Here is a 26,232-nt window from a genome sequence, read left to right as displayed (position 1 = left end):
ATACGGACTCGCAACCGGCGGGCGTTCCATTTATCCCGACACCTCCCGGTGGCGCCAGACCCTGCTGTAGTGTAAGTCAGGCAAAACCAGCCACGGCGGCATCAATTTTCCCCGGTGTCCTGACGCCAACAGACCAAGACGGATCTTTTTTGAGAAAGCTCACAATCCTGCTGGCCCTCCTCGGCCTGGCCCTGCTGACTGGCTGCACCGCCTGGTTCGGGGCCGGATCGGTGATGAAGGCCATCGTCTCCATCGGGGCAGTCGGGTTCATGGCGACCGTGGTGGCACAGCTTGCAGTCGACGCAATACTGGGTCTTGCCTGGCACGCGGCTTGCCGGGACATTCCCTTCGTGCAACTGGTGGTGTCGCGCATGATCCGTGATGCCGCCGCGTCGTGCCTGCCCTTCTCGCAGCTTGGCGGCATGGTGCTGGGCATCCGCGCCACCTGCTCGAGCGACCTGTTCGCCCCGCGCGGCAAGGGCCGCCCGGTCGATGGCAGCGAGGCGGCCTGCGCCAACCTTGTCGACATCACCACCGAGGTGATGGGCCAGATCCTGTTCATCCTGACCGCCGTGCTGTGCCTCGTGGCCCACCAGCAGTCCAGCCCGTTCGCGCGCCCGGTCATCATCGGCCTCGTGCTGCTGACCATGGGCATTGCGGGCTTTGTCTATACCCAGCGCCGGGGCGGCGACCTGCTCAAGCGCGCGGGCAAAATGCTCGGCCACAACATGGCCGCCCAGTGGCAGGACGCGATGCTGAGCAGCGCTGACAGCATACAGGAGCGTTTCGACGCCATCTGGTCGCATCCGCGCCGCATCATGGAGGGCGCGCTGCTGCACTACGTGGGCTGGCTGGGCAGTGCCGCCACGATCTGGGTGGCCTACTACTTCCTCGGCGCGCATCTGAGCTTTGGCGGGGCGGTTGCGATCGAGGGCGTTGCATGTGGCATCATGTCCGTCTCGTTCCTCGTGCCCGCGGGCCTTGGCGTGCAGGAGGCGGCCTACATCACCCTTGGCTCGGCCTTTGGCATCGCACCTTCCATCTCGCTGGGGCTGTCGCTGCTGCGGCGCGGGCGGGAACTGGTCATCGGCATTCCCATGCTGCTGTTGTGGCAGGCGATGGAAATGCGCGCCCTGCGCCACAAGAGCCCCGCGCAGCCGGAAGAGGCGCCCGCCCCCATGCCGGCAGCCGAGCCCGCCAAGCCGCCGCAGGACTGAGCGCGCAGCCCTTTCGTGTCACACCCAACAGCCAGACAAACCGCCCCATGACGGACACGCCCGCCCCCCTGTTCGAGACGCTGGTCATTATCGGCCCCGGCCTGATCGGCTCCTCCATCCTGCGCCGCGCGCATGAGGACCGGCGCATCGCGCGCAGGCTGGTCGCGTGCGACATCAGCCCCGAAGTGCGCGCCCGCGTGGTGGAGCTGGGCATTGCCGATGACGTCGAGGCCGACCCGGCAGCAGCCGTGCGCGATGCGGATTGCGTCATCATCTGCGTGCCGGTGGGGGCCATTGCCATGGTGGCGGCCCAGGTGCTGCCCGCCATGAAACAGGGCGCGATCCTGAGCGAGGTCGGCTCGGTCAAGGTGACGGTGATGGAGGCCATGGCCCCGCTGCTGGCGGCCTACCCCGATATTGCCTTCGTGCCCGCGCACCCCATGGCGGGCACCGAGTTCTCCGGCCCCGATGCAGGTTTCGCCACCCTGTTCGAGGACCGGTGGTGCCTGCTCACGCCGCCTGCGGGCACGCCCGCCCCGGCCCTCAGGCGCATAACGACCCTGTGGGAGATGATGGGCGCGCGCGTGCGCGACATGACGGTGGAGCACCATGACCGGGTCTGCGCCATTGTCAGCCACCTGCCGCACCTGCTGGCCTTTACCATATGCGGCACGGCGGATGACCTGGCGGATGAAACACGCTCGGAAGTGCTGGATTTCGCGGCCTCGGGCTTCCGTGACTTCACGCGCATCGCGGCGTCCGACCCCACGATGTGGCGCGACATCTTCCTGAACAACCGCGAGGCGCTGCTCGACATGCTCGACCGCTTCATTGCCGATGCGCAGGCCATGGGCCACGCCATCCGCACCGGCAACGAGGATGTGATTGTCAGCCGCATCCAGCGCGGGCGCGCCATCCGCCGCAGCCTGATCGAGAACCGGCAGGCCTGAAAGACGCTTTGATAATAAAAAGATAAAAGTTTTTGGTGAAGCTTTTTCCCAAAAAGCTTCTAAAGAACGCCGCCTTTTTTTGAAAAAAGGCGGCACCCAAAAACTTTCACCATTTTTCTTCAGGTCAGCGTGGCGACCCGCAACGTATTGGTACTGCCCGCCACCCCGAAAGGCAGCCCCGCCACGATCACCACCGCATCGCCCGCAACGCCATAGCCATCGCCCTTGGCCACGGCCAGCGCCTGGTCCACCACGCTCTCCACGGTATGGACCGGGGTTTCCTGCCCGACCGAGATCGCCTGCACCCCCCAGGCCACCGCCAGCCTGCGGGCGATCTCGTCAGTCGGGGTCAGGCCAAGAATGGGGCAGGAAGGCCGCTCGCGCGCAATGCGCAGCGCGGTCCGCCCCGACAGGGTAAAGGCCACGATGGCGGCGGCATCGACCGTGGCCGCCACCTGCCGGGTGGCGGCGGCAATCGCGCCCGCAATGGCGTGGTCCGGCTCAGGGCTGGAGGTTTCCATCTGGCGGCGCCAGACTTCATCCTCCTCAACACGGCGCACGATGCGGTCCATGATCGACACCGCCTCGCGCGGGTATGACCCCACCGCCGTCTCGGCCGAGAGCATGACCGCATCCGCGCCGTCGAACACCGCCGTCGCCACGTCGGAGGCCTCGGCGCGGGTGGGGGTGGGCGCGTTGATCATGCTCTCGAGCATCTGGGTCGCCACCACCACCGGGCGGCCAAGCTGGCGGGCGATGCGGATGATGCGCTTTTGCGCCAGCGGCACGCGCTCGGGTGGCAGTTCCACGCCCAGATCGCCCCGCGCCACCATGACCGCATCCGACAGGGCGATGATCTCGTGCAGGTTGTCCATCGCCTGCGGTTTCTCGAGCTTGGTCATGATCCAGGCCCGGTCACCAGCCAGCGCGCGGGCCTCGCGCACATCCTCGGGCCGCTGCACAAACGACAGGCCGACATATTCAATGCCCAGGTCAAGCGCAAAGGCCATGTCCACCCGGTCCTTGTCGGTCAGGGCGGGAATGGGCAGCACCACATCGGGCACGTTCACGCCCTTGTGGTCCGATAGCGGCCCACCCACCACCACCTCGGTCAGCAGGAAGTCGGGGCCGCGCTCGCACACGCGCAGGGCCAGCTTGCCATCATCAAGCAGCAGCGTGCTGCCCACCTGCGCTGCCGCGATGATTTCGGGATGGGGCAGGTTCACGCGCTTTTCATTGCCGGGTTCGGCGTCAAGATCGAGCCGGAAGGGCGCGCCCGGTGTCAGCTGCACCCTTGCATTGGCAAAATTGCCCACCCGCAGCTTGGGACCCTGCACATCGGCCAGGATGCCGATGGGGCGGCCAAGCTCGGCCTCCACATCCCGAATGACCGCGTGGCGGGCGGCGTGGTCTTCATGGGCGCCGTGGGAGAAATTGAGCCGGAAAACATCCACCCCCGCCACGGCCAGGGCGCGGATGGTGGCATGGTCGGTCGTGGCCGGGCCGAGGGTCGAGACGATCTTGGTCCGGCGCATGGCACGGTAGGGTGTATCCGGCATTTCTTTCTCCGCCTGTTCACGTCATTTTCAGGAGGGCGCTATGACCTCCTGCGGCAACAGCCCCCACATGGCGCTGCGCTCGATCCAGCCACTGTACTGCTTGACCGAGACCTTGCACCACGGCGTGCCCGCCTGGCACTGGCGCAGCGTACCCACCACGCCGGGGCGCAGCACGGCCACCACGGCGGATGAGGTGTTGGCATCCGCATGCAGCATGACCGCGCCCTTGATGTCCGCCGCATCGGCCACATCCGCCACATGGCCCACGATGCGGGTATCGGCCCGGCCAATCACGTCGGTCTCCTTGGCGGTGGGCTGGCCCGCCTGCCGGGCATCACCCTGGGGGGGCAGGCCCGGTATGACAAACGTGCGGGTTCCCACCAGGGTTGCCTGATGGACCCAGCCCTTCTGCCCGTCCGAATCCTCGACAAGGCGCCACACATCGAACTCGCGCTCGATTTTTACCGGCAGGCCCCGGCGGTGGTACACCCAGTCAATGGGGTAGCGCTGGCCCGGCCCGGTGCGCAGGTTGACCTCATCGGCGCGGAAGGAGGCAAAGCGCGGCAGGGGCAGGCCGGTCACGCTGCCCTTGGTGTTATCGACGGGCGCGAGTGCTGCGGCATCGGGCGGGGCGGCGGGCGGCGTGGCGGGGGCCGGGTGGGCAGCGCTGGCCGCAACCCCCGCGCCTGCCACGGCACCTGCGCCCACACCGGCGGCCACGGCTGCCGCATGGTGATGGTGACCCGCCGCATGCGCGGTTTTCCCGGCTTTTTTTTCCGCCTCTTTTTCCGCCTTTTTTGCAGCCTTGCCAGCCCCATGCACATGGGCATGGCCAAGGCTGGTGGCCGCCTTGTCCGCAGCCGCATGGGCGTGATGGTGGGCCGTGGCCGTTGCGGCCCGCACCGGCCCCGCCTCCATGCCCAGCACCGCCACGCAGGCCGCCAGATACCCCCACCGCCGGGTGCCACGCACCAGCGGCCTGCTGGCCACCCGCGCAAGGAATTCATGCCGCACGCACTGCGCCATCGTGTTCTTCAATCCTTAAAGGGTTATGATCTGCCGCCCCCGGGCGGCTTCGAGAAAGGTGGGAATACCAGCCACCTGCACGCCATCGAGCATCTGCCCGGGCGCAAGGTCGCACAGCTTCAGCGCGGCCTCGCACACCATGAGCGTTGCATCAAGTTCAATCACGGCTTCGCGCAGCGTATCCATGCCCGCAACACCGCGCGCACGCACGCCCGCGTCATCCGCCGCATCATGCAGGCCACGCCAGTCGCGCGCCAGCGCATGCACGCCCCGCCCCGCCGCGAACACGATGACCGGGCGGCCAATGGCCAGCGCGCCCGCCGCCACCACAAAGGCATAATGCGCGCGGGCATAGGCGCCATCATACAACAGGATGGCCAGCGCCCCGTCATCGCGCATCATGGCGCAGCCCCCTCGGGCACGCCGCACTGGACGGGTGCGGGGTTGTGATGGGCCGAGAGGTCATGGATGGCGGGGTGCGCGCCACACAGGGCGCAGTCAGGGTCGGGCGGCAGGGTAATGGTGTGAAAGCGCATGGCCAGCGCATCCCATACCAGCAGGCGACCGGACAGGCTCTCGCCAATACCGAGGATTTCCTTCAGCGCCTCGGTGGCCTGGAGCGTGCCCATGACCCCGGTCACGGCGCCAAACACACCCGCCTCCGCGCAGGACGGCACGGTGCCCGCGGGCGGGGCCTCGGGGTAGAGGCAGCGATAGCACGGCCCGCCGGGGCGGAAGGTGGAAAGCTGGCCCTCAAAACGCAGCACGGCGGCGGAGATGAGGGTGCGCCCCTCCAGCGCGCAGGCATCGGCCACGAGGTAGCGGGTGGCGAAATTGTCGCTGCCATCGCATACGAGGTCATATTCCCGCACCAGCGCGCGGGCATTGTCAGCCGCAAGCCGCACGTTATGACAATCGACCCGTGTTCCCGGATTGATCGCGCGCATGGCGGTTGCTGCCGACTCGACCTTGGGCTGGCCGACCCGGTCGGTTACATGCGCGATCTGGCGTTGCAGGTTCGACAGGTCCACCACGTCATCATCAACCAGCCCGATGCGGCCCACGCCTGCGGCGGCCAGGTAAAGGGCCACGGGCGAGCCCAGCCCACCCGCGCCAATGACCAGAACACTGGCATTTTTCAACGCTTCCTGCCCTGTGCCACCCACCTCGGGCAGGAGAATGTGGCGCGCGTAGCGCTGGATCTCTTCGTCGGAAAAATTCATTCCTCTCTCCTGCCCCGCCCGTTGCCGCACCCATGGCGGATACACCCTGCCCCACCCCGGCGCAGCCGGGAGAGACAGGCTTTCGATCACGATTACGTGAAAATTATGTCACGCAATCATGAAACCAATGCATGCCCGATATGTTTGCAGTATAAGCTCAAGGGCAAGGTGAAACCATTTTGGGGGAGTATAAATCAATGTCTTATCTTTCCCGCATGGAAATTCCCGCCAACCTGTCCACCCTGCGCCGCCAGCAGGCGCGGTGGGTATGCGCGGGCACGCTGGCTGCCGCTACCACGCTGTACGCGGCGTCACCCTTTTTTACATTATGGTCCATCACGTCGGCCATCCGCAGCCATGACATGGGCAGCCTCAACACCTGCCTCAAATGGGAATCGGTGCGCAACGGGCTCAAGACGCAGGTGGTCGATGACCTGATCGGGCCGCCCGTGGCCGATGATGAGCTGCCTGCCTTCGGGTCATCCTTCGCTTCATCCGCTGCATCCAACGCGATTGACGAGGAAGTGCGCCCCGACAAGCTGGGCATGCTGGTCGATCACCTGATGCCACATGAACAGCAGCCCGCCACGGCGGGCACGATGCTGGGCATGCTGTGGCGGCTGCATGCGCATTTCACCCACCCCGGCGTGTTCGAGGCGAGCGTGCTCATGCCCGGCCATGAAAACGAGACCCCGCTGCGGCTGCAGATGCGCATTCATGCCTTCCAGTGGAAGATCCACCGAATCGACCTGCCCGCGCGCCCTCCGCAGCCTCTTGTCGAGGCATCGGCAGGCCCCGTGCCCCAGCCGCTGACGCAGCCCTAGGCTGGCCAGGCCGCTCGACGGGGCCGGAACGCCGGGCCACGGTTCCTGAAGCTTCCTGAAAAAAGCTTCACCAAAAACTTCTTCCTGTTTCCGGGCCTTACTTCGCGGGGGGGAGGTCTTCTTCCAGCACGGTCATGTGGATGGCGTAGGACACTTCGCCCTCGTCTTCATCACGATGGACAGTGCCCACCACTTCACCATTGACCGCGAGTTCAACCGACAGCCCGGCGCGCGGCGGCGCATTGACGGTAAGCCCCGGCGAGCCCAGCAGACGGCGCAGGCAGACCTGAAGACGCGAAAGTTCGGAAGAGGACATGGCACCCATGAAACGTCTGTTCTCCACAATGGCGAGACCCGCCAGAAACAACAATTCAGGGCCTTGTCCGCCCCTTTGGTCAACGCGCGTGGCAGGTCCGGTCAGGATCGCGCGGCTGCCCCGTGACACAGGCGGGCATGGCCGCAGGCTATAAGCACATGTGCCCACCCCTGCAACCGGCGTGCCCATGATTTTCCCCATCCATGCCCCGCCCGCGCCACGATTGCGGTGTTTCCTCACCATAACGCAACACCAGTAAGAAGGGAGAACAAAGACAATGCGCCCCAGCACTTTTCCCCGGCTGATGCTGTTTGCTGCCCTGCTTGCCCCCACCATCGGGCTGACAGCACTTGCCGCCAGCCTGCCTCCCGCGGGCGCCCCCACCGAGGCCGGAATGGGCCTGAGCGCACGCGCCCTTGCCCGCCAGCTGCATGAAGACGGGGCGGACGCGACCATCAAGGCGCTTGACGAGCACAAGGCCTGGCCGCAGCTGCGCCGCGCCGTGGCGGCTGGCTGGTCGGGCTGGATCGAGCTGGTGCCCGAGCTGATCACCCATACCGATGACCAGACGACGGCACGCCTGCGCACGGCCCTGCGCCTGGCCCTGCCACGCAACCCGCGTGCCGTGCTGGCGGTGGTTGATCCGGGTAACGGGCCGCTGCTCGGCGCGGGCGCGCTGTGCACGCCCCACGGCATGACCGCGCATTGGCGCACGACCACCATCCGCGCCGTAAGCGAGGTGCATGACATTCACCTCGCCCATCAGGCCGCCGATTGCCAGGCCGCCCTGGCAGCCAGCAGCGCGGCTACTGGAACGGCAAATAGCGGAACGTGACGTAGATGGTGTTACCCCCCGTGGTGGGGCTGGCGCCATCGCCGCCCCTGTAGGCGAATTTGCGCAGGTAGGTGTACTGCACGCCCGTCATCACCGCGCCATAGCCGCCCTGCAGCACATGCCACCAGCCGCCCACGGTCAGGTCGGCAATGGTGTGGGTCTGGGCATCACAGCTGCCGCCGGTAATCAGCTCCACGTTGCAGCTGCTTAGCGACAGGTCATTCACGCCATAGCCATATTCAAAGCCATCGCTGCCGGTATAGGTCCGCCTGCCCGCGCTCTCCACGCCGCCATACAGATAGACCAGCAGGTTTGAGGTCGGGTGGCCGATCAGCCCCATGCTGCCGATGATCTCGGGGATGGGGGCGGGCGAGCCATTGGCCTTGAAGGTGGCGTCGGGCAGCATGGCGGGGCCATAACGGCCAATCCCCTCGCCTGCCAGCACGTTGCCGGTAAACTGCAGGTAGCGCGGGATGACATGCACCGTCACGTCGCCGCCCACGCCACCGGCGAAGGAAACATGCTCGCGGATCGGGCCGCCCGGGGCCTGCCCCATCGCCTTGAACCAGCGCGCGAGGCCATAGACCTCGTAATGGGCGGGCTTGGTGTCGAGCGCGCCCTTGAGCACGATGTCAGGCGCCACGTCCATGCTGTATTTGGCATTGGGGTTGAGCATGCCCGAACCGGCGTTGTTGTAGAGCAGCGTGGTGCCCGATGAGGCGAGGGTGTCATCATCCGTGCCGGTCATCATCGGGTGGTCGCCCGCGCTGCCCGAGGCCGCATAGGCCACCTGCGGCGCCTCGAGCGAAAGCCCGAGCCACCACTTGCGCCCGAAATCCTTGATGAAGCGGATCTGCGGCACGCGGGTGAACACGATGCCGGGGATCTGGTTGTTATCCACGACCGGCGGCAGCTGCTCATGGCGCGACAGCAGGCCCTGCGTATAGCCCGTGGTCAGGCTCCATGCCTGCCCAGCCAGCACATGGAAGCCCCATTTGGTGTTGCTGTAGGTCATGTACGCCTGGCGGATGCGCGGCGTGTAGCTGTTGGTCTGGTAACTGTTGGCGGTGCCGGCCGCGCCGCCAAAATCGGTCTCGATATAGCCTGACAGCGTCTCGTCCTTGGTGGGCGAGCCCTGCAGCAGCACGCTCAGGCGGGTGAGCTGGGCGGAGGGGCGGTACTCGCCGGTATGGGCGTTGGGGCTGTTGGCGTAGGGAAACGCGCCCCAGCTTGTGGCGGGGCCGCTGGTCAGGTTCTTGCTGCGATAGATGTTCGAGAAATCGATAAAGCCACCCAGCCTGACCGAAACCCCGCCAATGCGGAAGATGGGCGGCAGGCTGTCCACCCCGGTCTGGGTAATGGCCAGCGGGCTGGAGGAATCAAGGTCGAGCTTGGGCTGGGTGGGCACGATGGATTCGGTCATGGTGTTCTCGGCCGCCGCCGCCGCCTGCGCGTCATCCGACAGGGCGGGGCCGCCGATGGTCAGCCGTGACAGGTCGGGCATGGCCGTGATCTGGCCCGACGGGTTGGTGACCGACGTGCTGCTGGCACCCGGGCGCGGACCCGAGCGCAGCGTGCGCCCCGCCAGCACATGCGCGTTGCCCGCTGCCATGCCATGACGGGCCTCGAGCTGCTGCACCTTGGCCTCCAGCCGCTGCATCTCGGCATGGAGGGCGCGGATCTCGGCCATGTCATCGGCCCAGGCCGCCACAGGCGCCGCCATGCCCCCCAGCACGACCATCAGCCCGCCCAGCACCATGCGGGGCCTGCCCGCCCTGTCGGCCCGACATGAACAGCGGCCTTCTTTCCAACAGCAATCCATCAGCCTGGCGCGTCTGCCCCTGAATACATGATTGATAAAAACCCCGCCCGCCAGCCTGCCTGCAGCAACAGGCACCGACGGGGGGAAGAAACCTGCCACTACCCGCACCCCATGCCTGACGGGATACAGGATGGGTGGCGCATCCTATTATAGAAAAAACATTCAGCTGCTATGCATTAACTATTCTCATGCACGGCTTATATTCGCATGATTTCCTTTATTCCACACCATTCCCTGCTTTAATTCAAGGCCTCTACATGTGCCACGAAGGGAGTAACACGACATGACCGCACCCCGGCAGACCGGCTCCCCACCCCAGGAGGACCGGCCCCTTGCCGGCGCACCCCACCCCGACCATCCGCTGCACTGGAAGCTGTATGCATGCGAGATGGTGGCGACAACGGTGCTCATGCTCTGCGGGATCGTGTCGGTTACGGTGCTGACCACGCCCTATACCCCCATTGGCCGTGCGCTCGCCCCCCACCCGCTGGTGCAGACCGCGCTGTGCGGGCTGTTCTTTGGCCTGTCGGGCACGGTGGCGGCGTTCACGCCGTTCGGGCGGGTCAGCGGGGCACATGTCAGCCCCTCGGTCTCGCTGGCGTTCAGCCTTGCGGGCAGGCTGGGGGTGATCGACCTGTGCGGCTACATCGCAGCCCAGATGACCGGCGCCTGCCTGGCCACGGCACTGCTCGCGGGGCTGGGCCATGTCCTGCCGGTATGGGGGCAGATGGCGCAGGCCTCGGCCTATGCCGCCACCATCCCGTTCCCGCATGTATCGGTGCTGTGGCCACTGGTGACGGAACTGGTGCTGACCGTGCTGCTGGTGCTGATGATCTGTGCCCTTGCCGCCCATCCCACGCTGAAATGGCTTACGCCGTGGGCGGGCGGGCTGTTTTTCCTGGCGTGCAACCCCATCTCGGCCTGGCTGTCGGGCAACAGTTCCAACCTTGCGCGCAGCTTTGGCCCGGCGCTGGTTGCAGGGCAGTGGCAGTCTTTCTGGATCTATGCGCTCGGGCCCTTCATGGGGGCGGCGCTGGCCATCGCCATCATCCGCTCGCGCCTGCTCGGCCGCATCGAGGTGGAGGAGGCACGGCTGGTCAATTTCGGCCATCATGGCCGCATCCCCTCGCTGCTCCATCCCGGCCGCCACAGCCAGGCGCGCGAACGGGACACATTATAGTTCCCCGCATGGGGGGTGGGTTGCAATCGGCGCGAATTGTTCCCACTATCAGTGTCATTGAACACGAATCGGGGTTCTTTCCCGGTTTACAGACGTTCTCAGGGCGGGGCGAAATTCCCCACCGGCGGTAATTGGTCCTGCATGCGGGGCCATAAGTCCGCGAGCGCCCGGCCGCGAAAGCGGACGGGGTCAAGCAGATCCGGTGAGATTCCGGAACCGACGGTTACAGTCCGGATGAGAGAGAACGGAAACTATGGCCCTGCTTTCCCGCGTGGAAGGCAGGCATGTGGTTTTACGCGCCCTGGGTCCGTCCAGATGGATGGAGTACTGTGTTTTGGACGCGTTGCCACAGGGTTCCCACGCCAGCACCGCGCAGGCCGCCGCCCTGCCACGCGCCATCGCCCACGCCTTTCGCGCGGCGGTGGACGAGGCGGCGCGCCATGTGGGCGCGACCGCGCCCAACCCGCCCGTGGGCTGCACCATCCTTGACAGCGAAGGCACCATCCTCGCCACGGGCGGCCACCACCGCGCGGGCACGCCCCATGCCGAGATCCAGGCCATAAACCAGTGCCGCGAACGCGGCCTGCTGGCACGCGCGCATACGGCGGTGGTTACCCTCGAGCCATGCAACCACACCGGGCGCACCGGCCCGTGCTCGCTCGCCATCCTCGCAACGCCCATCCGCACCGTATGGATTGGCGTGCGCGACCCCAACCCGCATGTGCAAGGCGGCGGGGCCGACACGCTGCGCCAGCGCGGCTGCACGGTGCATGTGCTCCAGCCAACCGGCGCGCAGGCCGCCATGCAGGCCCTGTGCCGCAGCCTGCTGGCCCCCTTCACGCATTTCACGCGCACCGGCCAGCCATGGATCACGGTCAAGCAGGCGCTTGATGTCAATAGTGCCATGGTGCCACCCGCGGGCCGGACCACCTTCACCACCACGGCCTCGCTCGATCTTGCGCACCGCCTGCGCCGGGCGACCGATGCCGTGATTACCGCCACCGGCACCATCCGTGCCGACCGCCCCGGCCTGGACGTGCGCCGCGTGCCCGACCACCCGGATCGTGCGCCGCGCATCCTCGCCATCTGCACCCGCGCGGGCGAGGTGGATGAAGCCTACCTCACCGCCGCGCGCAACCGGGGCTTTGAAATACGGGTCTGCACCGACATCGCCGCCCTGCCCGACATGCTCGGCCAGGCGGGTGTTACGTGGGCGATGGTGGAGGCGGGCCCAAAACTGCTGGCCGAAATCGAGGCCCGCGGGCTGTGGCATGACTGGCTGAGCATAACCCACGGCCCCGATGGCACGGACCGGTACGCCGTGCGGGTGCGCGAGGGCTGTGTAACCCCGCTGCGCCTCTTCCCCGAACTTGCCGCCGCATAAGGAGTAAGCATGTTTTCTGGCATTATCGAGCACCAGGGACAGGTCAGCGCCGCGCGGCGGCTTGACCGGGATCTGGACATCACGGTGGAAACGGGCATCACCGACCTTGCCCTTGGCGAGAGCATCGCCGTCAATGGTGTGTGCCTGACCGTGACTTCCTTTGATGCGAAGGGCACGGCCACCTTCTTCATCAGTTCCGAGACGCTGGACCGCACGGCGCTTGGCCGCATCGAGGCCGGGCACACCGTCAACCTCGAACGCGCGGTCACGCCCGCCACGCGGCTTTCGGGCCATATCGTGCAGGGCCATGTCGATGGCACGGGCCGCCTGCTCGCCGTGCGCGCGGAAGGCGAGGGGCGGCACATCACCTTCATTATTCCCGCCCGGCTGCGCCGCTACCTGGTCGAGAAAGGCTCCATCACCATCGATGGCATCAGCCTCACCCTGAACGAAGTGGGCGCACCGGGCGAGGATGGCTGCGATGCGGATTCATTCCGCATCGCCCTGATGATCATCCCCCACACATGGGAACACACCACCCTTGGCAGCCTGAAGCCAGGCGACGCCGTGAACATCGAAGTCGATGTCATTGCTAAATATGTGGAGAGCGTATGTCAGTATCGTTGATGCCCCCGGCACTGGCGCAGGCCGTGGAAACCATCCGCCGGGGCGGGATGATCATCCTTGTGGATGACGAGGACCGCGAGAACGAGGGCGACCTGGTCATGGCCGCCGAACTCATGACGCCAGAAGCCATGAACTTCATGGTCACCCACGCGCGCGGGCTGGTGTGCATGCCCATGTCGCCCGAGCGGATCACGCAGCTCAACCTGCCCATGATGACACAGGTGAACACCTGCCCGCGTGGCACGGCGTTCACCGTCTCCATCGAGGCGCGCGAGGGGGTGACCACCGGCATTTCCGCCGCCGACCGCGCCGAGACCGTGCTGGTGGCGGCAGCGCCGGATGCGAAGCCCGCGGATCTGGTCTCCCCGGGCCACATCTTCCCGCTGCGCGCGGTGCCCGGCGGCACGGTGGCACGCCCCGGCCACACCGAGGCCTCGGTGGACCTTGCCCGCATGGCGGGGCTGATCCCGGCTGCCGTGATCTGCGAGATCATGAACGAGGACGGCACCATGGCCCGCATGGACGACCTGCGCCCCTACGCAAAGCGCCACGGGTTGCAGATCCTGTCCATCGCCGAACTGGCGAAATGGCTGAAAGACAACCCGATCGCGGCAGAAACGGAAGAAAAGCCCGCCATCGAGCAGGTCGCCCGCGCCCGCCTGCCCAGCCGCTTTGGCGGGCCTGACATGATGATCCATGCCTTTCGCGCGCCCGATGGCACGGAGCATGTGGCCATGGTCAAGGGCGAACCCGGCAGGCCGGGCAGCGTGCCGCTGGTGCGCCTGCATTCGGAATGCGTGACGGGCGATGCGCTGGGCTCGCTGCGCTGCGATTGCGGCGCGCAGCTACAGGGCGCGCTCGAGCAGATTGGCGCAGCCGAGTCCGGCGTGCTGGTCTATGTGCGCGGGCATGAGGGGCGCGGCATTGGCCTGGCCAACAAGATCCGTGCCTATGCGCTGCAGGATGACGGGCTGGACACGGTGGACGCCAACCACCGCCTTGGCTTCGAGACCGACGCGCGCGACTGGCAGGCCGCCTCGGACATCCTGCGCGCGCTGGGTGTTGACCGGCTCGACCTGCTGACCAACAACCCCGACAAGGTCCATGCCCTGCAACGCCACGGCTTTGACGTGCGCAGGCGCATTGCGCTGGCCATTGCGCCCAACCCCTTCAACCGCGCCTATCTGGAAGCCAAGCGCACCCGGATGGGCCACGCCCTGTGCGAACCCGCCACGGCGGATGCCGACTGACAAAAATTTCTGGGCGTCGCCTTTTTTCAAAAAGGCGGCGTTCTTCAAAGCTTTTTGAAAAAAGCTTCACCTCACCATAAAAACGGACAACGCCGGATAATGAGCACCAACATCCCCTCCACCACGGTCGAACTCAGCTTCGCCCACCCGCCGCGCCTTGCCATCGTGGTCAGCCGCTTCAATGAAGAGGTGACCCATGGCCTGCGTGACGGCGCGCTGGCGTGGCTGAAGGAACACGCCATTTCCATGCGTGATGAAGATGTGATGTATGCACCCGGCGCATATGAACTGCCGCTCATCGCGCAGACGCTGGCAAAGACCGGCCGCTATGATGGCGTGGTGTGCCTTGGCTGCGTGGTGAAGGGGGATACCGCCCATTTCGAGTTCATCAGCCTCGGGGCGGCGGTTGGCCTGCAACAGGCGGCGCTGAACACGGATGTGCCGATCGCCTTTGGCGTGCTGACCACCTACACCGATGAGCAGGCCATCGTCCGCTCGCGCGATGACGTGCACAACAAGGGCCGCGAAGCCGTGGCGGCCTGTGTTGAAAGTCTCGCATTGCTTCAGAAAATCAGAGGCTGTTAAAGTAAGGCCGGGCCACATGAATGGCTAAAAACAGCCTTTCTGCGGTCCTGTTTTGGGTGACAGGGATGGCGGATGCGGCTGCTTACCTTCCTCGCCGGGGCATTCGGTGTCGGTCTTACGATCTGGATGCTGGGGCGTTTCGGCCTGCATGACATCCTCGGGCTGATCGCAGCCGGGGGGTGGAGCATTCCTGCCATCATCATTTTCCATGCAACCCAGGTCTGCGCCTCGGCGCAGGCATGGCGCCTTCTGGCCCAGACCGGGCGGCCAAAGCTGGCCTTTGCCGATTTCTTTGCCCTGCGCTGCGCGCGCGAGGGCATCAACAACCTGCTGCCCGTAGCCCAGGTGGGCGGCGAGGTCATCACCACCCGCCTGCTGGCCCGGCGTGATGACACGGGCATAAAGCAGGCCGCCGCCGCGACCATATGCGACCTGACCATCGAACTGCTCAGCCAGGTCACCTTCACCCTCATCGGGCTCGGGGTGCTGTTCTGCCTCGTCAACCGCTCGCCCGTGACCGATGAACTGATGGAAAGCGCGGGTGCGGCCCTGCTGCTGGGTGCTGTGTTCTTTGGCAGCCAGTACCTGGGCGCCATTGCACTGGTGGAAAAGCTGCTGGTGCGCATCGCCGCCCATCTGGGGTGGGACGGGGTGGACGACATCCGTGGCCTGCATGCGCAGATCCTGACCCTGTACCGCACCCGCGAGAACTCACTGCGCGCGGGTGCGCTGCAACTGCTGGGGTGGTCGCTTGGCACGTTCGAGGTTTTTGTGGTGCTCGCGGCGATGGGGCACCCGCTTTCGCTTGCTGACAGTTTCGTGATCGAAAGCGTGGGGCAGGCCGCGAAATCGGCCGGGTTTGCCGTGCCGGGGGCGCTTGGCGTCTCGGAGGGCGGTTATATCCTGATTGGCGGGCTGTTTGGCCTTTCCCCGCAGGAGGGGATCGCGCTGTCGCTCATCAAGCGCCTGCGCGAGATTGCCTGGGGCCTGCCCTCGCTTGTGGCGTGGCAGGTGATGGAAATGCGCTGGGTCCGCCCCGATCCCGCCAAGGACATGCGCCTGCCCCACCAGTCCTGACCGGAGCGGATCGGCTTTTTGTAAAAGAGTGTTACCCATCAAATAACTGGCAAGAAAAAATAACAGTTTCCGAGTATCGCCTTTTTTCAGCAAGACAGCATTTTTCAAAGCTTTTTGAAAAATGCTGTCCCAAAAACTTCTTTATGATTTGCCAGTTTTTCCCTGGGCAGGCTTTTCAGGCACGATGAGCCGCGCGGGCCCGCGCAACACAGGGGCCGTGCCCGCAGCGGTAAAGAACCACCTTGCATCGGCACCGCATCATGGGCCAAACCGTACCTCTTCACCGGATGCCGCGTTCATGCGGCACGGGATCAGGTTTCTGAAGGGCTGAATACTCGTCATGCTATCGGTACCGCTTGGGCGTCTTGTCGCTTTGTGTTCCCGCCATGCCATTGCTGTCGTGCTGGCGTTTGCCGTGCTGATTGCTGGGGCGACCTATGCCAGCTACGCGCTGCTTGGCGTCACCACCGATACGGACCAGATGTTCTCGTCCTCGCTGGACTGGAAGAAGCGCTCGGACGAAATGGGCCGCCTGTTCCCGCAAAAGCAGGACCAGCTCGTGGCCGTGATCGACGCGGCCCTGCCCGAGGAGGCTCAGCAGACAGCGCTCGGCCTTGCAGCCAGGCTGCGCGGCGACCATGAGCACTTCAATTACGTCACCACCCCCCAGACCGATCCGTACCTGGTGCGCAACGGGCTGATGTTCCTTGACCCCAAGGCACTCGAGCGCGTGCTCAACACCACCATCACCGCCCAGCCCTTCCTCAGCGAGCTTGCGGCTGATCCTTCGGGGCGCGGGCTGTTCAGCGCGCTCAACCTGATCGCGCTCGGCGTGGCGCAGGGGCAGGCCAACCTTGGCAACTTCCATGCTGCCCTCGATGGCTTCGCCACCACGTTGCAGCATTCGGTCGATGGCACGCCCGAGCCCCTTTCATGGGAGCGGCTGCTGGCGGGTGACCTGGCCGACCTTGGCGGCAAGTTCCAGTTTGTCGTGACCCAGCCCAAGCTGGATTATGATTCCTTCCAGCCCGGCGGCGCGGCATCGGACGCCATCCGCGCTGCCGCCAATGACCTGCCTTTCGTTAAAAGCGGGCGGGCGCATGTGCATATCACGGGCGATACCCAGATCGCGGATGAGGAATTCGCCACCGTGGCCGAAGGCATGGTGGCGGGCCTGCTCGGCTCGCTGGTGCTGGTTACGCTGTGGCTGATTCTGGCGGTGCATACGTGGCGCATCATCGTGCCCATCATCATCACGCTGGTGTCGGGGCTGCTGCTGACCACCGGGTTTGCCGCCATCGTGGTGGGCAAGCTCAACCTGATCTCGGTGGCGTTCGCCATCCTGTTCGTGGGCATCGCGGTGGATTTCGCCATCCAGTTCTCGGTCCGCTTCCGCGCGCAGGCCAACCCTGATGGCACGGCACTCAGCCTGCCCGCAGCCCTCGAGCAGACCGGCAACGAGACCGGCCACCAGATCCTTGTTGCCGCCATGGCCACCTCGGCAGGGTTCCTGGCCTTTACGCCCACCGCCTTCGTGGGGGTTGCGCAGTTGGGGCTGATTGCCGGTTTCGGCATGGTGTTCGCCTTTGTCTGCACGCTCACGCTGCTGCCCGCGCTGCTGCGGCTGTTCCGCCCCACGGCGGGGCATGGCACGATCGGCTTTGCCTTCGCGCGGCCCATCGACACCGCCATCCGCCACCATCGCAAGCCCATCCTTGCGGGCTTCGTGGTGGTGGCGCTGGTGGGGCTGGCGCTGGTGCCGCGCCTGACCTTCGATGCCGACCCGCTGCATACCAAGAACCCCAAATCCGAGGGCATGGTCACGCTGGGCATGCTCATGTCCGAGCCGCAATATTCGCCCTATACGGTCGATGTGCTGATGCCTGACCTCAAGCTGGCCGCCGCCATGTCGGACCGGCTCTCGGGCCTGCCGCTGGTGCATGACGCGCTGTGGCTCGGCTCGATGGTGCCTGCCGACCAGAAGACCAAGCTGCCGCTGATTCAGGATGCGGCCAACATCCTGCTGCCCACCCTGATCGTGCCCGACCCCAAGCCCGCGCCCGATGCCGATGCCCTGCGTGCTGCCGCCGCCAAGACGGCGGGCGACCTGGGTGGCGTGCTGGACAAGCTGCCCGCCAACGACCCGCTGCGCCGCATCCAGTCAGCACTGGCCCAACTGGCGAAGGCTGATGATGCCCGCGTGCTGGCCACCAACGAGGCGCTGGTGCGCTTTTTGCCCATGCAGTTGAACATGCTGCGCGACATGCTGCAGGTGAAGGAAGTGGGCATCAGCGACGTGCCGCAGCAGCTTGCGCGTGACTACCTGCTGCCTGATGGCCGTGCGCTGGTCGAGGTACACCCCAGCCATGACATGCAGGGCAACCGCGCGCTGCACCAGTATGTGGGCGAGATACAGAAGATCGCCCCCACGGCGGCGGGTTCGGCCATCGACATCGTGCAGAGTGCCGCGACCATGGTGCATGCCTTTGTGACCGCGGCCGGGGCGGCCATTGTCATGATCGCGATCATCCTGGCCGTAGCCCTGCGCAAGCTGCTTGATACGGCGCTGGTGCTGGCCCCGCTGCTACTCTCCGCACTGATGACGGTCATCCTGATCATCGTGGTGCCCGAGCAGCTCAACTTCGCCAACATCATTGCCCTCCCCCTGTTGCTTGGCGTGGGCGTGTCGTTCAACATCTATTTCGTCATGAACTGGCGGGCGGGCATCAAATCGCCGCTGTCCAGCCCCACGGCGCGCGCGGTGCTGTTCTCGGCGCTGACCACGGGCACGGCGTTCGGCTCGCTTGCGGCCTCGCACCATCCGGGCACGGCCAGCATGGGCCGGCTGCTGCTGCTCTCGCTGGCCTGCACGCTGGTTGCGACCCTGATCTTCGTGCCCGCCCTGCTGCCCAAGCGCGCGATTGACAAGGAATGACCCTGTAGGGGAAACAGCAAAAAGGCCGCATCCCTCGGGGTGCAGCCTTTTTTAGTTATAAAAGTTTTTGGGTGCCGCCTTTTTTCAAAAAGGCGGCGTCTTTTGAAGCTTTTTGAAAAAAGCTTCACCAAAAACTTTTATCTTCAGGACTTGAACCAGACCTCGACCGGCCCCGTCACCTTCATGGTCATGGGGTTGCCAAAACGGTCGGTGCCACGCCCCACAGCCAGGCGCACCCAGCCTTCGCTGATGCAGTATTCCTCGACATTGTTCTTCTCGATGCCCTTGAAGCGCACGCCAATGCCGCGCTCGAGCAGGGCTTCGTCATAAAAAGGGCTGGTCGGATTGACGGACAGGCGATCGGGAGGGGTATCGGTCATGGCTGGTCTTTTTTCCGTATGCTGAACGTGAAACGCTGTCTGACATAGCGCCAATGCCGTTACGCTCCAACACCCTCCGCTTCATCTTCCTCCACCACACGGATGGTGGCCTGCCCGCGGGTTATGTCGGTAATGCGCGTGCGCACCTCCGCCTCATGCACCACGGGCACGGTTATGTGCAGGCCCACGCCCTCGGCGTCAAATTCCTCGGCCACGATCTGGCAGTCCATCGCCTCAAGCCGCGCGCGCAGCAACGCGTGCTCGGAAAAGCCGCAGCCAAAGGTCAGATCCACCATCTCCACAATCGGCACGCGGGGGGCCGTGCGCAGGCATTCCGCCGCCGTGCCGCCATAGGCGCGCACAAGCCCGCCCGCACCCAGCTTGGTGCCGCCAAACCAGCGCGTGACCACGACTACCGTGCGGTCAAAGCCCTGCCCCTCGATCACCTGCAATATGGGGCGCCCCGCCGTGCCGCCCGGCTCGCCCGCGTCATCGCTGCGATAGGTCTGGCCAATCAGGTAGGCCCAGCAGTTATGCGTGGCATCGGGGTCGCTGACGGACGCGATGAACTCCATGGCCTCGGCCGGGGTGGCGACGGGGGCCGCCTGCGCCAGGAAGATGCTTTTTTTCACCTCCCGCTCCAGCATGGCGGGGGCGCTGAGCATGAAGCGTTCCGGCGTGCTCACGCCTCCGCCTCCTCCATCGCCCCCGTAAACAGGCTGACCAGATCGCCCAGATGCCCGATTTCATGCAGGCCCAGCCCATCGGGCGCGGAAGGCTTGCGGTTGCCGCGTGCGATCCGGCGCGGCAGGAACGCCTGCTCAAAGCCCAGCTTGTGCGCCTCCTTGAGCCGTGTATCGGGCTGCGAGACCTGACGCACCTCGCCTGAAAGCCCGACCTCGCCAAAATAGACCGAGCCCGCGCTGGTGGGCTGGCCGGTCGCGGCAGAAACCAGGGCGGCGGCCACCGCCATGTCGGCCGCAGGCTCGCCCACGCGCAGCCCGCCCGCGATGTTGAGATGCACGTCCATGGCGTTGAGCTTGATGCCGCAACGCGCTTCGAGCACGGCCAGCAGCATGTTCAGCCGCCCCGTCTCCCACCCCACCACGGCACGGCGCGCGCCGCCATCGCCCGCCTTGGGGGAAAGCAGGGCCTGCACCTCGAGCAGCACGGGGCGCGTGCCCTCCATGCCCGCGAATACGGCGGAACCCGCAATGTGGCCCCGCCGCTCGGCCAGGAACAGGGCGGAGGGGTTGGGCACTTCCTCCAGCCCCTGATCGGTCATGGCGAATACGCCAATCTCGTCAGTCGCGCCAAAGCGGTTCTTGGCGGCACGCAGGATGCGGAACTGGTGGCCGCGATCGCCCTCGAAATACATCACCGCATCGACCATGTGCTCGAGCACGCGCGGGCCGGCCAGCGCCCCTTCCTTGGTCACATGCCCCACGAGGATGAGGCTGAAGCCGCGCTGCTTGGCCAGCCGGATGAGCTCAAACGCACATGCCCGCACCTGGCTGACGGTGCCCGGCGCGCTCTCCACCGTTTCCATCCACATGGTCTGGATCGAGTCGATCACGACCAGCGCCAGATCCTTCTCCGCCTCGAGCGTTGCCACGATGTCGGCCACGTTGATGGCGGCGGCAAGTTCCAGCGTGGGTGCTTCCAGCCCCAGCCTGCGCGCGCGCATGCGGATCTGGTCCACCGCTTCCTCGCCCGAGATGTACATTACCTTGCGCCCGGCCCGCGCCAGCGCGCACGCGCCCTGCAGCAGGAGCGTGGACTTGCCGATGCCGGGATCACCGCCCACCAGCACCACCGAGGCCGGCACCAGCCCGCCGCCGAGCACGCGGTCAAGCTCGCCGATATGCGTTTCAATGCGTGGGGGTGGCGGCGTATCGCCCGCAAGGCCGACCAGATTGATGCGCGCGCCGGTGCGCCTGCGCGCATTGGTGCCGCCGGTGGCGGTAGGCTCGACCGTCTCCTCGACAATGCTGTTCCACGCGCCACAGGCATCGCACCGGCCTGACCATTTGGGAAAGACCGCCCCGCAGGACTGGCAGACAAAACGGTTAGCGGGCCGACGCGCCATGATGGCTCCTTGGGCAAGAACAGATCGTGTATATCATATATGGAACGACCGGCCGCCTAGCCAAACGGGGAAAAGTTTTTGGTGAAGCTTTTTTCAAAAAGCTTCAAAAAGAACGCTGCCTTTTTGAAAAAAGGCGGCACCAAAAAACTTCTGTCTTTTCAATTATTTCCCTACATCCACCTTGATCGGCCCCTCGCGGCGGCCGTGGGTGAACTGGTCCACCACCGGGTTGCCGCTGTCGAACAGGGTGGAAGGCAGGCCCTGCCAGATCAGCCTGCCTTCGTAGAGCATGCCCACCCTGTCGCCGATACGCTGGGCGGAGGCCATGTCGTGCGTGATGGCGATGGCGGTGGAGCCGAGCTTGCGCACGCAATCGGCAATCAGCCCGTCAATTACCGCCCCCATGATGGGGTCAAGGCCGGTGGTGGGTTCATCAAAGAACAGGATCTCGGGCCGTGCGGCAATGGCGCGGGCCAGCCCCACGCGCTTTTGCATGCCGCCTGACAGTTCGGCGGGCGAAAGCGCGCCCACGGCAGGGTCCATGCCCACCTGCTCGAGCAGTTCGCCCGCCCGCGCGCGCGACTGCGCGCGGGTCAGGCGCGGGCCGTGGCCCATGCGGGCGGCGGCGGTCAGGCCGAAGGTCACGTTCTCCCACACGCTCAGGCTGTCGAACAGCGCGCCATTCTGGAACAGCATGCCGATCCGCGCCATGTAGGGCTCGCGCTGGCGGGGCGTAAGCGTGGTCACGTCCACGCCATCAATCTCGATGGAACCGGCATCGGGCGTGATCAGGCCGAGGATGCAGCGCAGCAGCACCGACTTGCCGGTGCCCGAGCCGCCAATGACCACGAACGACGTGCCACCCATCACATCAAGGTCCACCCCATCGAGCACCACCTTGGGGCCAAACGCCTTTTTCAGGCCGCGAATGCGGATCTTGGGGGTCGGGTCGGTCATTGCGAGAAGAACACATCCGTCAGCAGGTAATCGAAGGTCAGCAGCAGGATCGACGCCGCCACCACGGCCGCCGTGGTCGCCGCTCCCACGCCCTCGGCCCCGCCACGGCTATGATAGCCGTGGTAGCAGCCCATGAGCGTGATCAGGAAGCCGAAGATGGCTGCCTTGACCAGCCCCACCGTCACATCCATCACCTTGAGCGAGGCGATGGTGGCCGCGATATAGGCGGATGCCGAGAAATCCAGCTTCATCACGCATACGGTAAACCCGCCCAGCACGCCCAGTATGTCGGCGATCAGCACCAGGAAGGGCAGCGCCAGCGTGCCGGCCACCAGCCTTGGCGTGACAAGGTATTTCATGGGGTTGGTGGAAAGCGTGGTCAGCGCGTCGATCTGGTCGGTCACGCGCATGGTGCCGATCTCGGCTGACATGGCCGCCCCCACGCGGCCTGCCACCATCAGCCCCGCCAGCACCGGCCCGAGTTCACGCGTGACCGCAAGGATCACGATGCCCGCAATGGCGTTCTGGGCATGGTACTGGGCAAAGCCGGTATAGGATTGCAGCGCGATCACCCCGCCCGAGAACAGGGCGGTCAACGCCACCACGGGCAGCGAGAAATACCCGATCTCGACCAGCGACCCCCACAGCGTGCGCCAGTAAAACGGCGGGCGGACAACATGCGACAGCGCCACGGCCCCGAACAGCGCCACCTTGCCGGCCATGCGCACCATGTCCAGAACGGCCCTACCCAGCCCGGCAACAAAATCGAGAATGCCGTTCACCCTGCCTCCCGCGCATAAGGATAACGGCCCGACCACGCAGCAGGCGCGGCCAAGCCTGTCCCTGCCGTAGCGCGGCAGGCCACCCACGTCAAAGCGAAAGCGCATGACCCTGATAGCCGCCTCAGGCCGCGGGAGTTTCCTTCGCCCGGCGCGCGCTGGCATGGCGCCAGATATTGCACGCCACCGTGCAGCACACGCCCGCCATCACCACTACCGCCAGCGGCGTGGGGCTGCGAAAGGTGACATGGCCCAGAATGAAGCCGCTGCCCGCGGCGAGCGAGAACTGGATCGTGCCCATCAGCGCCGAGGCGCTGCCCGCCTGATGCCCGTGGTGGGTAAAGGCCAGCACCGTGGCGTTCGGCCCGATAAAGCCGAGGCTGCCGGTAATGCAGCCCACCAGCACGCACACCAGCAGCGGGTGCGCTGGCCCCGCAACGCCTGCCAGCGACAGGGCAAGGCAGGCGGAAGCCGCGATGACGATGGCCAGAATGCCATAATCAAGCAGGCGGGAAAGCGCGACATGATGCACCAGCCGCCCATTGACCTGCGCACAGGCGATGAACACCCCCGCATTGAGCCCGAAGAACAGACCAAACTGCCCCGGCGTAAAACCCAGCAGGTGCTCGAACACCATGGGGGCCGAGGTGATGTAGGCGAACATGACAAAGGAGGAGAAACTGTTGATCAGCGCGCTCGACATGAACACCGGCTCGCGCACCAGCCCTGCGTAGCGGCTGATCATGCCGGTGGGCGAGAACGCGATGCGCCGCTCGGGCGGCATGGTGTCGGGCAGGCTTGCAATGACCGTGACCAGACCCAGCACGCCATAGCCCACCGCAATCCAGAAAATCCAGCGCCAGTGCCCGAACGAGAGCACGAGGCTGCCCAGCGAGGGCGCCAGGATGGGCATGACGCCAAACACCAGCATGAGCTGCGACATGATACGCGCGCCTGCAGCCCCCGTAGCCACGTCGCGCACGATGGCGCGCGGAATGACCGCGCAGGCCGCCCCGCCCAGGGCTGCGATGAACCGGCACAGGCAGAACAGCCCGAAGCCCCCGGCCAGCGCACACCCCACCGAGCCGATGATGAAGAACGCAAGCCCGCCCAGCAGCGGCGCCCTGCGGCCCAGCCGGTCGGAGATGGGGCCCATGCTGAACTGCCCCACCGCCAGCCCCGCAAACCACGCGGCCAGCGTGACCTGGCTGCTGCCCGCATGCCCGCCCACGAGTTCACGATCCATGACAGGGAAGGCAGGCAGGTACATATCCGTGGCCAGCGGCCCGATGGCCGTAAGCAGCCCGAGCAGGGCAATCATCCAGAACGGCATGACGGGGGCGGGGCGGCTACGGGCAGGCATGGGAATCCACGGTGGAAGAAACACAACGGCGCGCGACGGCGGCGCCGGTGCATATCCCCGTATTTCAGGCGGGTTGTCCATGCGGTGCGGCTGCATGCAACACATGCATTGCGGGCTGAAAAAGTTTTTGGTGAAGTTTTTTTCAAAAAAGCTTCGATAACGCCGCCTTCCCTGAAAAAGACGGCGCACCGAAACTTTATCCCTTACGCCCCGCGATGAAGCGCGTGCTCACACGCCAAAACTGGCCACGAGGTCGATCAGCCCCACCTGGCGGTGGCGCTCGAGGCGGGCGGCGACCAGCACGGCGCGGGCCTCGGCAATGGCCTGATCGAGGTCGGAATTGATGATAACGTGATCGAATTCGTTCCAGTGCGAAATCTCGTCCCGCGCGGCCTGCATGCGGCGCGCGATCTCATCGGCCTCATCTGAAGCGCGGCCGTTGAGCCGGCGCTCGAGTTCCTCGATCGAGGGCGGCAGCACGAACAGGCTGATCACGTCATCGGGCAGCGCTTCACGGATCTGGCGGTGGCCCTGCCAGTCAATGTCGAACACCATGTCGCGCCCATCGGCCAGCGCCTGCTCGACCGGCGCGCGCGGCGTGCCGTAGCCACGGCCGAACACGGTGGCCCATTCCAGCATCTCGCCTGCGGCAGCCATGCGGTTGAATTCGTCCATGCTGCGAAAATGGTAATGCACGCCATCACTCTCGCCGGGGCGGGGCTGGCGCGTGGTGACCGAGACCGAGTGCAGCAGTTGCGGCTCGGAGGCGCGCAGGGCATTGGCAATGGTGGACTTGCCAGCACCCGACGGGGCGGAAATGACCAGGCAGACCCCCCTGCGCCTGACCGGCGCCACGGGGGTTGGGCGGGAGGGGGTGGCGGGCTGGCTCATGCGGCTCTCCTTGGTCGGCGGTCCTGTGCAAATGCAGGCCGGGTAGGCAAACGGGGTAGCGCAGTTCTAACAGGGTGTATGTATTCTGCGAATATGAAACAGGATTCGATACTCATCACAGGCGCCTCGTCCGGAATCGGGCGCGGTCTTGCCCTTGCCCTCGCACGCCCTGGCCGCACGCTGCACCTTGGCGGGCGCAATGCCCGCAACCTCGAGGCCGTGGCCACCGCCTGCATCGCGCGCGGGGCGGATGCCCGCATGAAGGTGCAGGACGTGCGCGACGCGGGCGGCATGGAAGAGTGGATCACGAAGGCAGGCACGCTCGACCTCGTGTTCGCGGGTGCCGGCATTACCGCCTCGACCCGGGGCAGGGCGGATGCGCCCCATGAGCCCGATGCCCAGATCCGCCGCATGTTCGACACCAATGTCGATGGCGTGCTGAACACCGTGCTGCCCGCGCTGCACGTCATGCGCGGCCAGCCACGCGGGGTGGACGGGGTGCGCGGGCGCATCTGCGCCATGGCCTCGGTAGCGGGGCTGGTGTCATTTCCGGGCACGCCGTCATATTGTGCCTCCAAGGCGGCGGTGGACCGCTTCATGGTGGCGACGGGGGCGAACATGAAGCGCGCGGGCATTGTCATGACCAGTGTGAGCTGCGGGTTTGTTGCCACCCCCATGACCGCTCAGAACAATTTCCACATGCCCGGCCTGACCCAGACAAATGATGCCGTGCGCGCCATCCTGTCCGGCATCGCACGGGGCAAGCGGCGCATCGCCTTCCCGTGGTGGCTGGCGGCGGGCTCGCGCTTCATGGACCTGCTGCCCATCTCGATTGCCGAGCATTACTACTTCCGCCAGCCCGCGGGTCAGGCAGGCACCATGCCCGAAACCGGGCTGACCCCGGACGCCGCCCCTTCTTCATGACCATCAATACCCGCGAGACAGGAACCGGCAGCATGGCCA

At 65.7% G+C, this 26,232-nt stretch carries 25 protein-coding genes and 1 riboswitch; of the genes, 12 read left to right on the top strand and 13 right to left on the bottom strand.

The genetic code is table 11. The features are described 5' to 3' along the window. Positions 1-149 precede the first annotated feature (149 nt). Together DV027_RS05380 and DV027_RS05375 are read left to right on the top strand one after the other, a co-directional pair. On the top strand, positions 150-1,217 hold the full coding sequence (locus tag DV027_RS05380; RefSeq protein WP_130730874.1) for a lysylphosphatidylglycerol synthase domain-containing protein: 1,068 nt from the start codon (positions 150-152) through the stop codon (positions 1,215-1,217). A gap of 47 nt (positions 1,218-1,264) precedes the next feature. After that, complete coding sequence (locus DV027_RS05375; RefSeq protein WP_130730873.1) at positions 1,265-2,167, top strand: prephenate dehydrogenase/arogenate dehydrogenase family protein; 903 nt, start codon at positions 1,265-1,267, stop codon at positions 2,165-2,167. 119 nt (positions 2,168-2,286) lie between these two features. Here the strand turns inward: DV027_RS05375 and pyk are convergent, their stop codons facing one another. From pyk to DV027_RS05355, 4 genes are read right to left on the bottom strand one after another with little or no spacing between them, the layout of a single operon-like run. Beyond that, on the bottom strand, positions 2,287-3,726 hold the full coding sequence (gene pyk, locus DV027_RS05370; protein WP_130730872.1) for a pyruvate kinase: 1,440 nt from the start codon (positions 3,724-3,726) through the stop codon (positions 2,287-2,289). Between the two features lie 27 nt (positions 3,727-3,753). Continuing rightward, complete coding sequence (locus DV027_RS05365; RefSeq protein ID WP_130730871.1) at positions 3,754-4,752, bottom strand: SH3 domain-containing protein; 999 nt, start codon at positions 4,750-4,752, stop codon at positions 3,754-3,756. A 15-nt stretch (positions 4,753-4,767) separates the two neighbouring features. Then, a complete protein-coding gene (locus DV027_RS05360) occupies positions 4,768-5,154 on the bottom strand; it encodes a DsrE family protein (protein ID WP_130730870.1) in 387 nt (128 codons plus the stop codon). Then, positions 5,151-5,975, bottom strand: a complete 825-nt coding sequence (locus DV027_RS05355; RefSeq protein WP_130730869.1) for a HesA/MoeB/ThiF family protein — start codon at positions 5,973-5,975, stop codon at positions 5,151-5,153. The genes DV027_RS05360 and DV027_RS05355 overlap by 4 nt, the downstream gene beginning before the upstream one ends. Positions 5,976-6,172: 197 nt before the next feature. Here DV027_RS05355 and DV027_RS05350 point away from each other — a divergent pair, with 197 nt between their 5' ends. Further along, entirely contained in the window at positions 6,173-6,799 is a 627-nt protein-coding gene (locus tag DV027_RS05350) for a DUF2939 domain-containing protein (RefSeq protein WP_130730868.1), read from the top strand. A gap of 97 nt (positions 6,800-6,896) precedes the next feature. Here the strand turns inward: DV027_RS05350 and DV027_RS05345 are convergent, their stop codons facing one another. Further along, on the bottom strand, positions 6,897-7,124 hold the full coding sequence (locus DV027_RS05345; RefSeq protein ID WP_110568538.1) for a DUF3126 family protein: 228 nt from the start codon (positions 7,122-7,124) through the stop codon (positions 6,897-6,899). Positions 7,125-7,392: 268 nt separating this feature from the next. Here DV027_RS05345 and DV027_RS05340 point away from each other — a divergent pair, with 268 nt between their 5' ends. Next, positions 7,393-7,950, top strand: a complete 558-nt coding sequence (locus tag DV027_RS05340; protein WP_242621738.1) for a hypothetical protein — start codon at positions 7,393-7,395, stop codon at positions 7,948-7,950. Here DV027_RS05340 and DV027_RS05335 read toward each other — a convergent pair. After that, positions 7,922-9,709: a hypothetical protein gene (locus DV027_RS05335; protein ID WP_242621737.1), complete on the bottom strand. Its 1,788-nt coding sequence runs from the start codon at positions 9,707-9,709 to the stop codon at positions 7,922-7,924. The genes DV027_RS05340 and DV027_RS05335 overlap by 29 nt on opposite strands. 346 nt (positions 9,710-10,055) lie before the next feature. On the opposite strand from DV027_RS05335, the gene DV027_RS05330 reads away from it, so the two are divergent. From DV027_RS05330 to DV027_RS05300, 7 genes are all read left to right on the top strand, one after another. Next, positions 10,056-10,952, top strand: coding sequence for an MIP/aquaporin family protein (locus DV027_RS05330; RefSeq protein ID WP_130730866.1), 897 nt, complete (start codon positions 10,056-10,058; stop codon positions 10,950-10,952). Positions 10,953-11,042: 90 nt separating this feature from the next. Beyond that, positions 11,043-11,202, top strand: a riboswitch (FMN riboswitch). Between the two features lie 135 nt (positions 11,203-11,337). Further along, entirely contained in the window at positions 11,338-12,336 is a 999-nt protein-coding gene (ribD, locus tag DV027_RS05325; protein ID WP_130730899.1) for a bifunctional diaminohydroxyphosphoribosylaminopyrimidine deaminase/5-amino-6-(5-phosphoribosylamino)uracil reductase RibD, read from the top strand. A gap of 9 nt (positions 12,337-12,345) precedes the next feature. Further along, entirely contained in the window at positions 12,346-12,963 is a 618-nt protein-coding gene (locus DV027_RS05320; protein ID WP_130730865.1) for a riboflavin synthase, read from the top strand. Beyond that, positions 12,963-14,213 (top strand): 3,4-dihydroxy-2-butanone-4-phosphate synthase, encoded by a 1,251-nt coding sequence (gene ribB, locus DV027_RS05315; protein WP_130730898.1) that lies wholly within the window; start codon positions 12,963-12,965, stop codon positions 14,211-14,213. The genes DV027_RS05320 and ribB overlap by 1 nt, the downstream gene beginning before the upstream one ends. Positions 14,214-14,312: 99 nt before the next feature. After that, positions 14,313-14,798 (top strand): 6,7-dimethyl-8-ribityllumazine synthase, encoded by a 486-nt coding sequence (gene ribH, locus DV027_RS05310; protein WP_061275522.1) that lies wholly within the window; start codon positions 14,313-14,315, stop codon positions 14,796-14,798. A 72-nt stretch (positions 14,799-14,870) separates the two neighbouring features. Further along, complete coding sequence (locus DV027_RS05305) at positions 14,871-15,875, top strand: lysylphosphatidylglycerol synthase domain-containing protein (protein WP_130730864.1); 1,005 nt, start codon at positions 14,871-14,873, stop codon at positions 15,873-15,875. A 340-nt stretch (positions 15,876-16,215) separates the two neighbouring features. Further along, positions 16,216-18,810 (top strand): MMPL family transporter, encoded by a 2,595-nt coding sequence (locus DV027_RS05300; RefSeq protein ID WP_130730863.1) that lies wholly within the window; start codon positions 16,216-16,218, stop codon positions 18,808-18,810. A 143-nt stretch (positions 18,811-18,953) separates the two neighbouring features. Here the strand turns inward: DV027_RS05300 and DV027_RS05295 are convergent, their stop codons facing one another. The 7 genes from DV027_RS05295 to gmk all read right to left on the bottom strand — a co-directional run bounded on the left by DV027_RS05295 (position 18,954) and on the right by gmk (position 25,269). Continuing rightward, complete coding sequence (locus DV027_RS05295) at positions 18,954-19,190, bottom strand: DUF3297 family protein (protein WP_061275528.1); 237 nt, start codon at positions 19,188-19,190, stop codon at positions 18,954-18,956. Positions 19,191-19,249: 59 nt separating this feature from the next. Beyond that, positions 19,250-19,876 carry an IMPACT family protein gene (locus DV027_RS05290; RefSeq protein WP_130730862.1) on the bottom strand — a complete coding sequence of 209 codons (627 nt, stop codon included), beginning with the start codon at positions 19,874-19,876 and terminating at the stop codon, positions 19,250-19,252. Continuing rightward, positions 19,873-21,279 (bottom strand): DNA repair protein RadA, encoded by a 1,407-nt coding sequence (radA, locus tag DV027_RS05285; protein WP_130730861.1) that lies wholly within the window; start codon positions 21,277-21,279, stop codon positions 19,873-19,875. The genes DV027_RS05290 and radA overlap by 4 nt, the downstream gene beginning before the upstream one ends. 162 nt (positions 21,280-21,441) lie before the next feature. Continuing rightward, complete coding sequence (locus tag DV027_RS05280) at positions 21,442-22,236, bottom strand: ABC transporter ATP-binding protein (protein ID WP_130730860.1); 795 nt, start codon at positions 22,234-22,236, stop codon at positions 21,442-21,444. Beyond that, the gene (locus tag DV027_RS05275) at positions 22,233-23,018 is read right to left on the bottom strand and encodes an MlaE family ABC transporter permease (RefSeq protein WP_061275567.1); all 786 of its coding nucleotides are present in this window, start codon (positions 23,016-23,018) and stop codon (positions 22,233-22,235) included. The genes DV027_RS05280 and DV027_RS05275 overlap by 4 nt, the downstream gene beginning before the upstream one ends. A gap of 121 nt (positions 23,019-23,139) precedes the next feature. Further along, positions 23,140-24,378 (bottom strand): multidrug effflux MFS transporter, encoded by a 1,239-nt coding sequence (locus DV027_RS05270; RefSeq protein WP_130730859.1) that lies wholly within the window; start codon positions 24,376-24,378, stop codon positions 23,140-23,142. A gap of 228 nt (positions 24,379-24,606) precedes the next feature. Then, positions 24,607-25,269, bottom strand: coding sequence for a guanylate kinase (gene gmk / locus DV027_RS05265; RefSeq protein WP_130730858.1), 663 nt, complete (start codon positions 25,267-25,269; stop codon positions 24,607-24,609). Positions 25,270-25,362: 93 nt separating this feature from the next. Between gmk and DV027_RS05260 the strand changes: the two genes are divergently transcribed. Beyond that, the gene (locus DV027_RS05260; RefSeq protein WP_165399111.1) at positions 25,363-26,193 is read left to right on the top strand and encodes an SDR family NAD(P)-dependent oxidoreductase; all 831 of its coding nucleotides are present in this window, start codon (positions 25,363-25,365) and stop codon (positions 26,191-26,193) included. Positions 26,194-26,232: the final 39 nt, after the last annotated feature.

Origin of the sequence: Komagataeibacter xylinus, assembly GCF_004302915.1 — a bacterium.
GTDB classification, from domain to species: Bacteria; Pseudomonadota; Alphaproteobacteria; order Acetobacterales; family Acetobacteraceae; genus Komagataeibacter; species Komagataeibacter xylinus_C.
The sequence above is the reverse complement of the archived record's forward strand: the minus strand, read 5'-3'. Positions and strand labels throughout refer to the sequence as shown.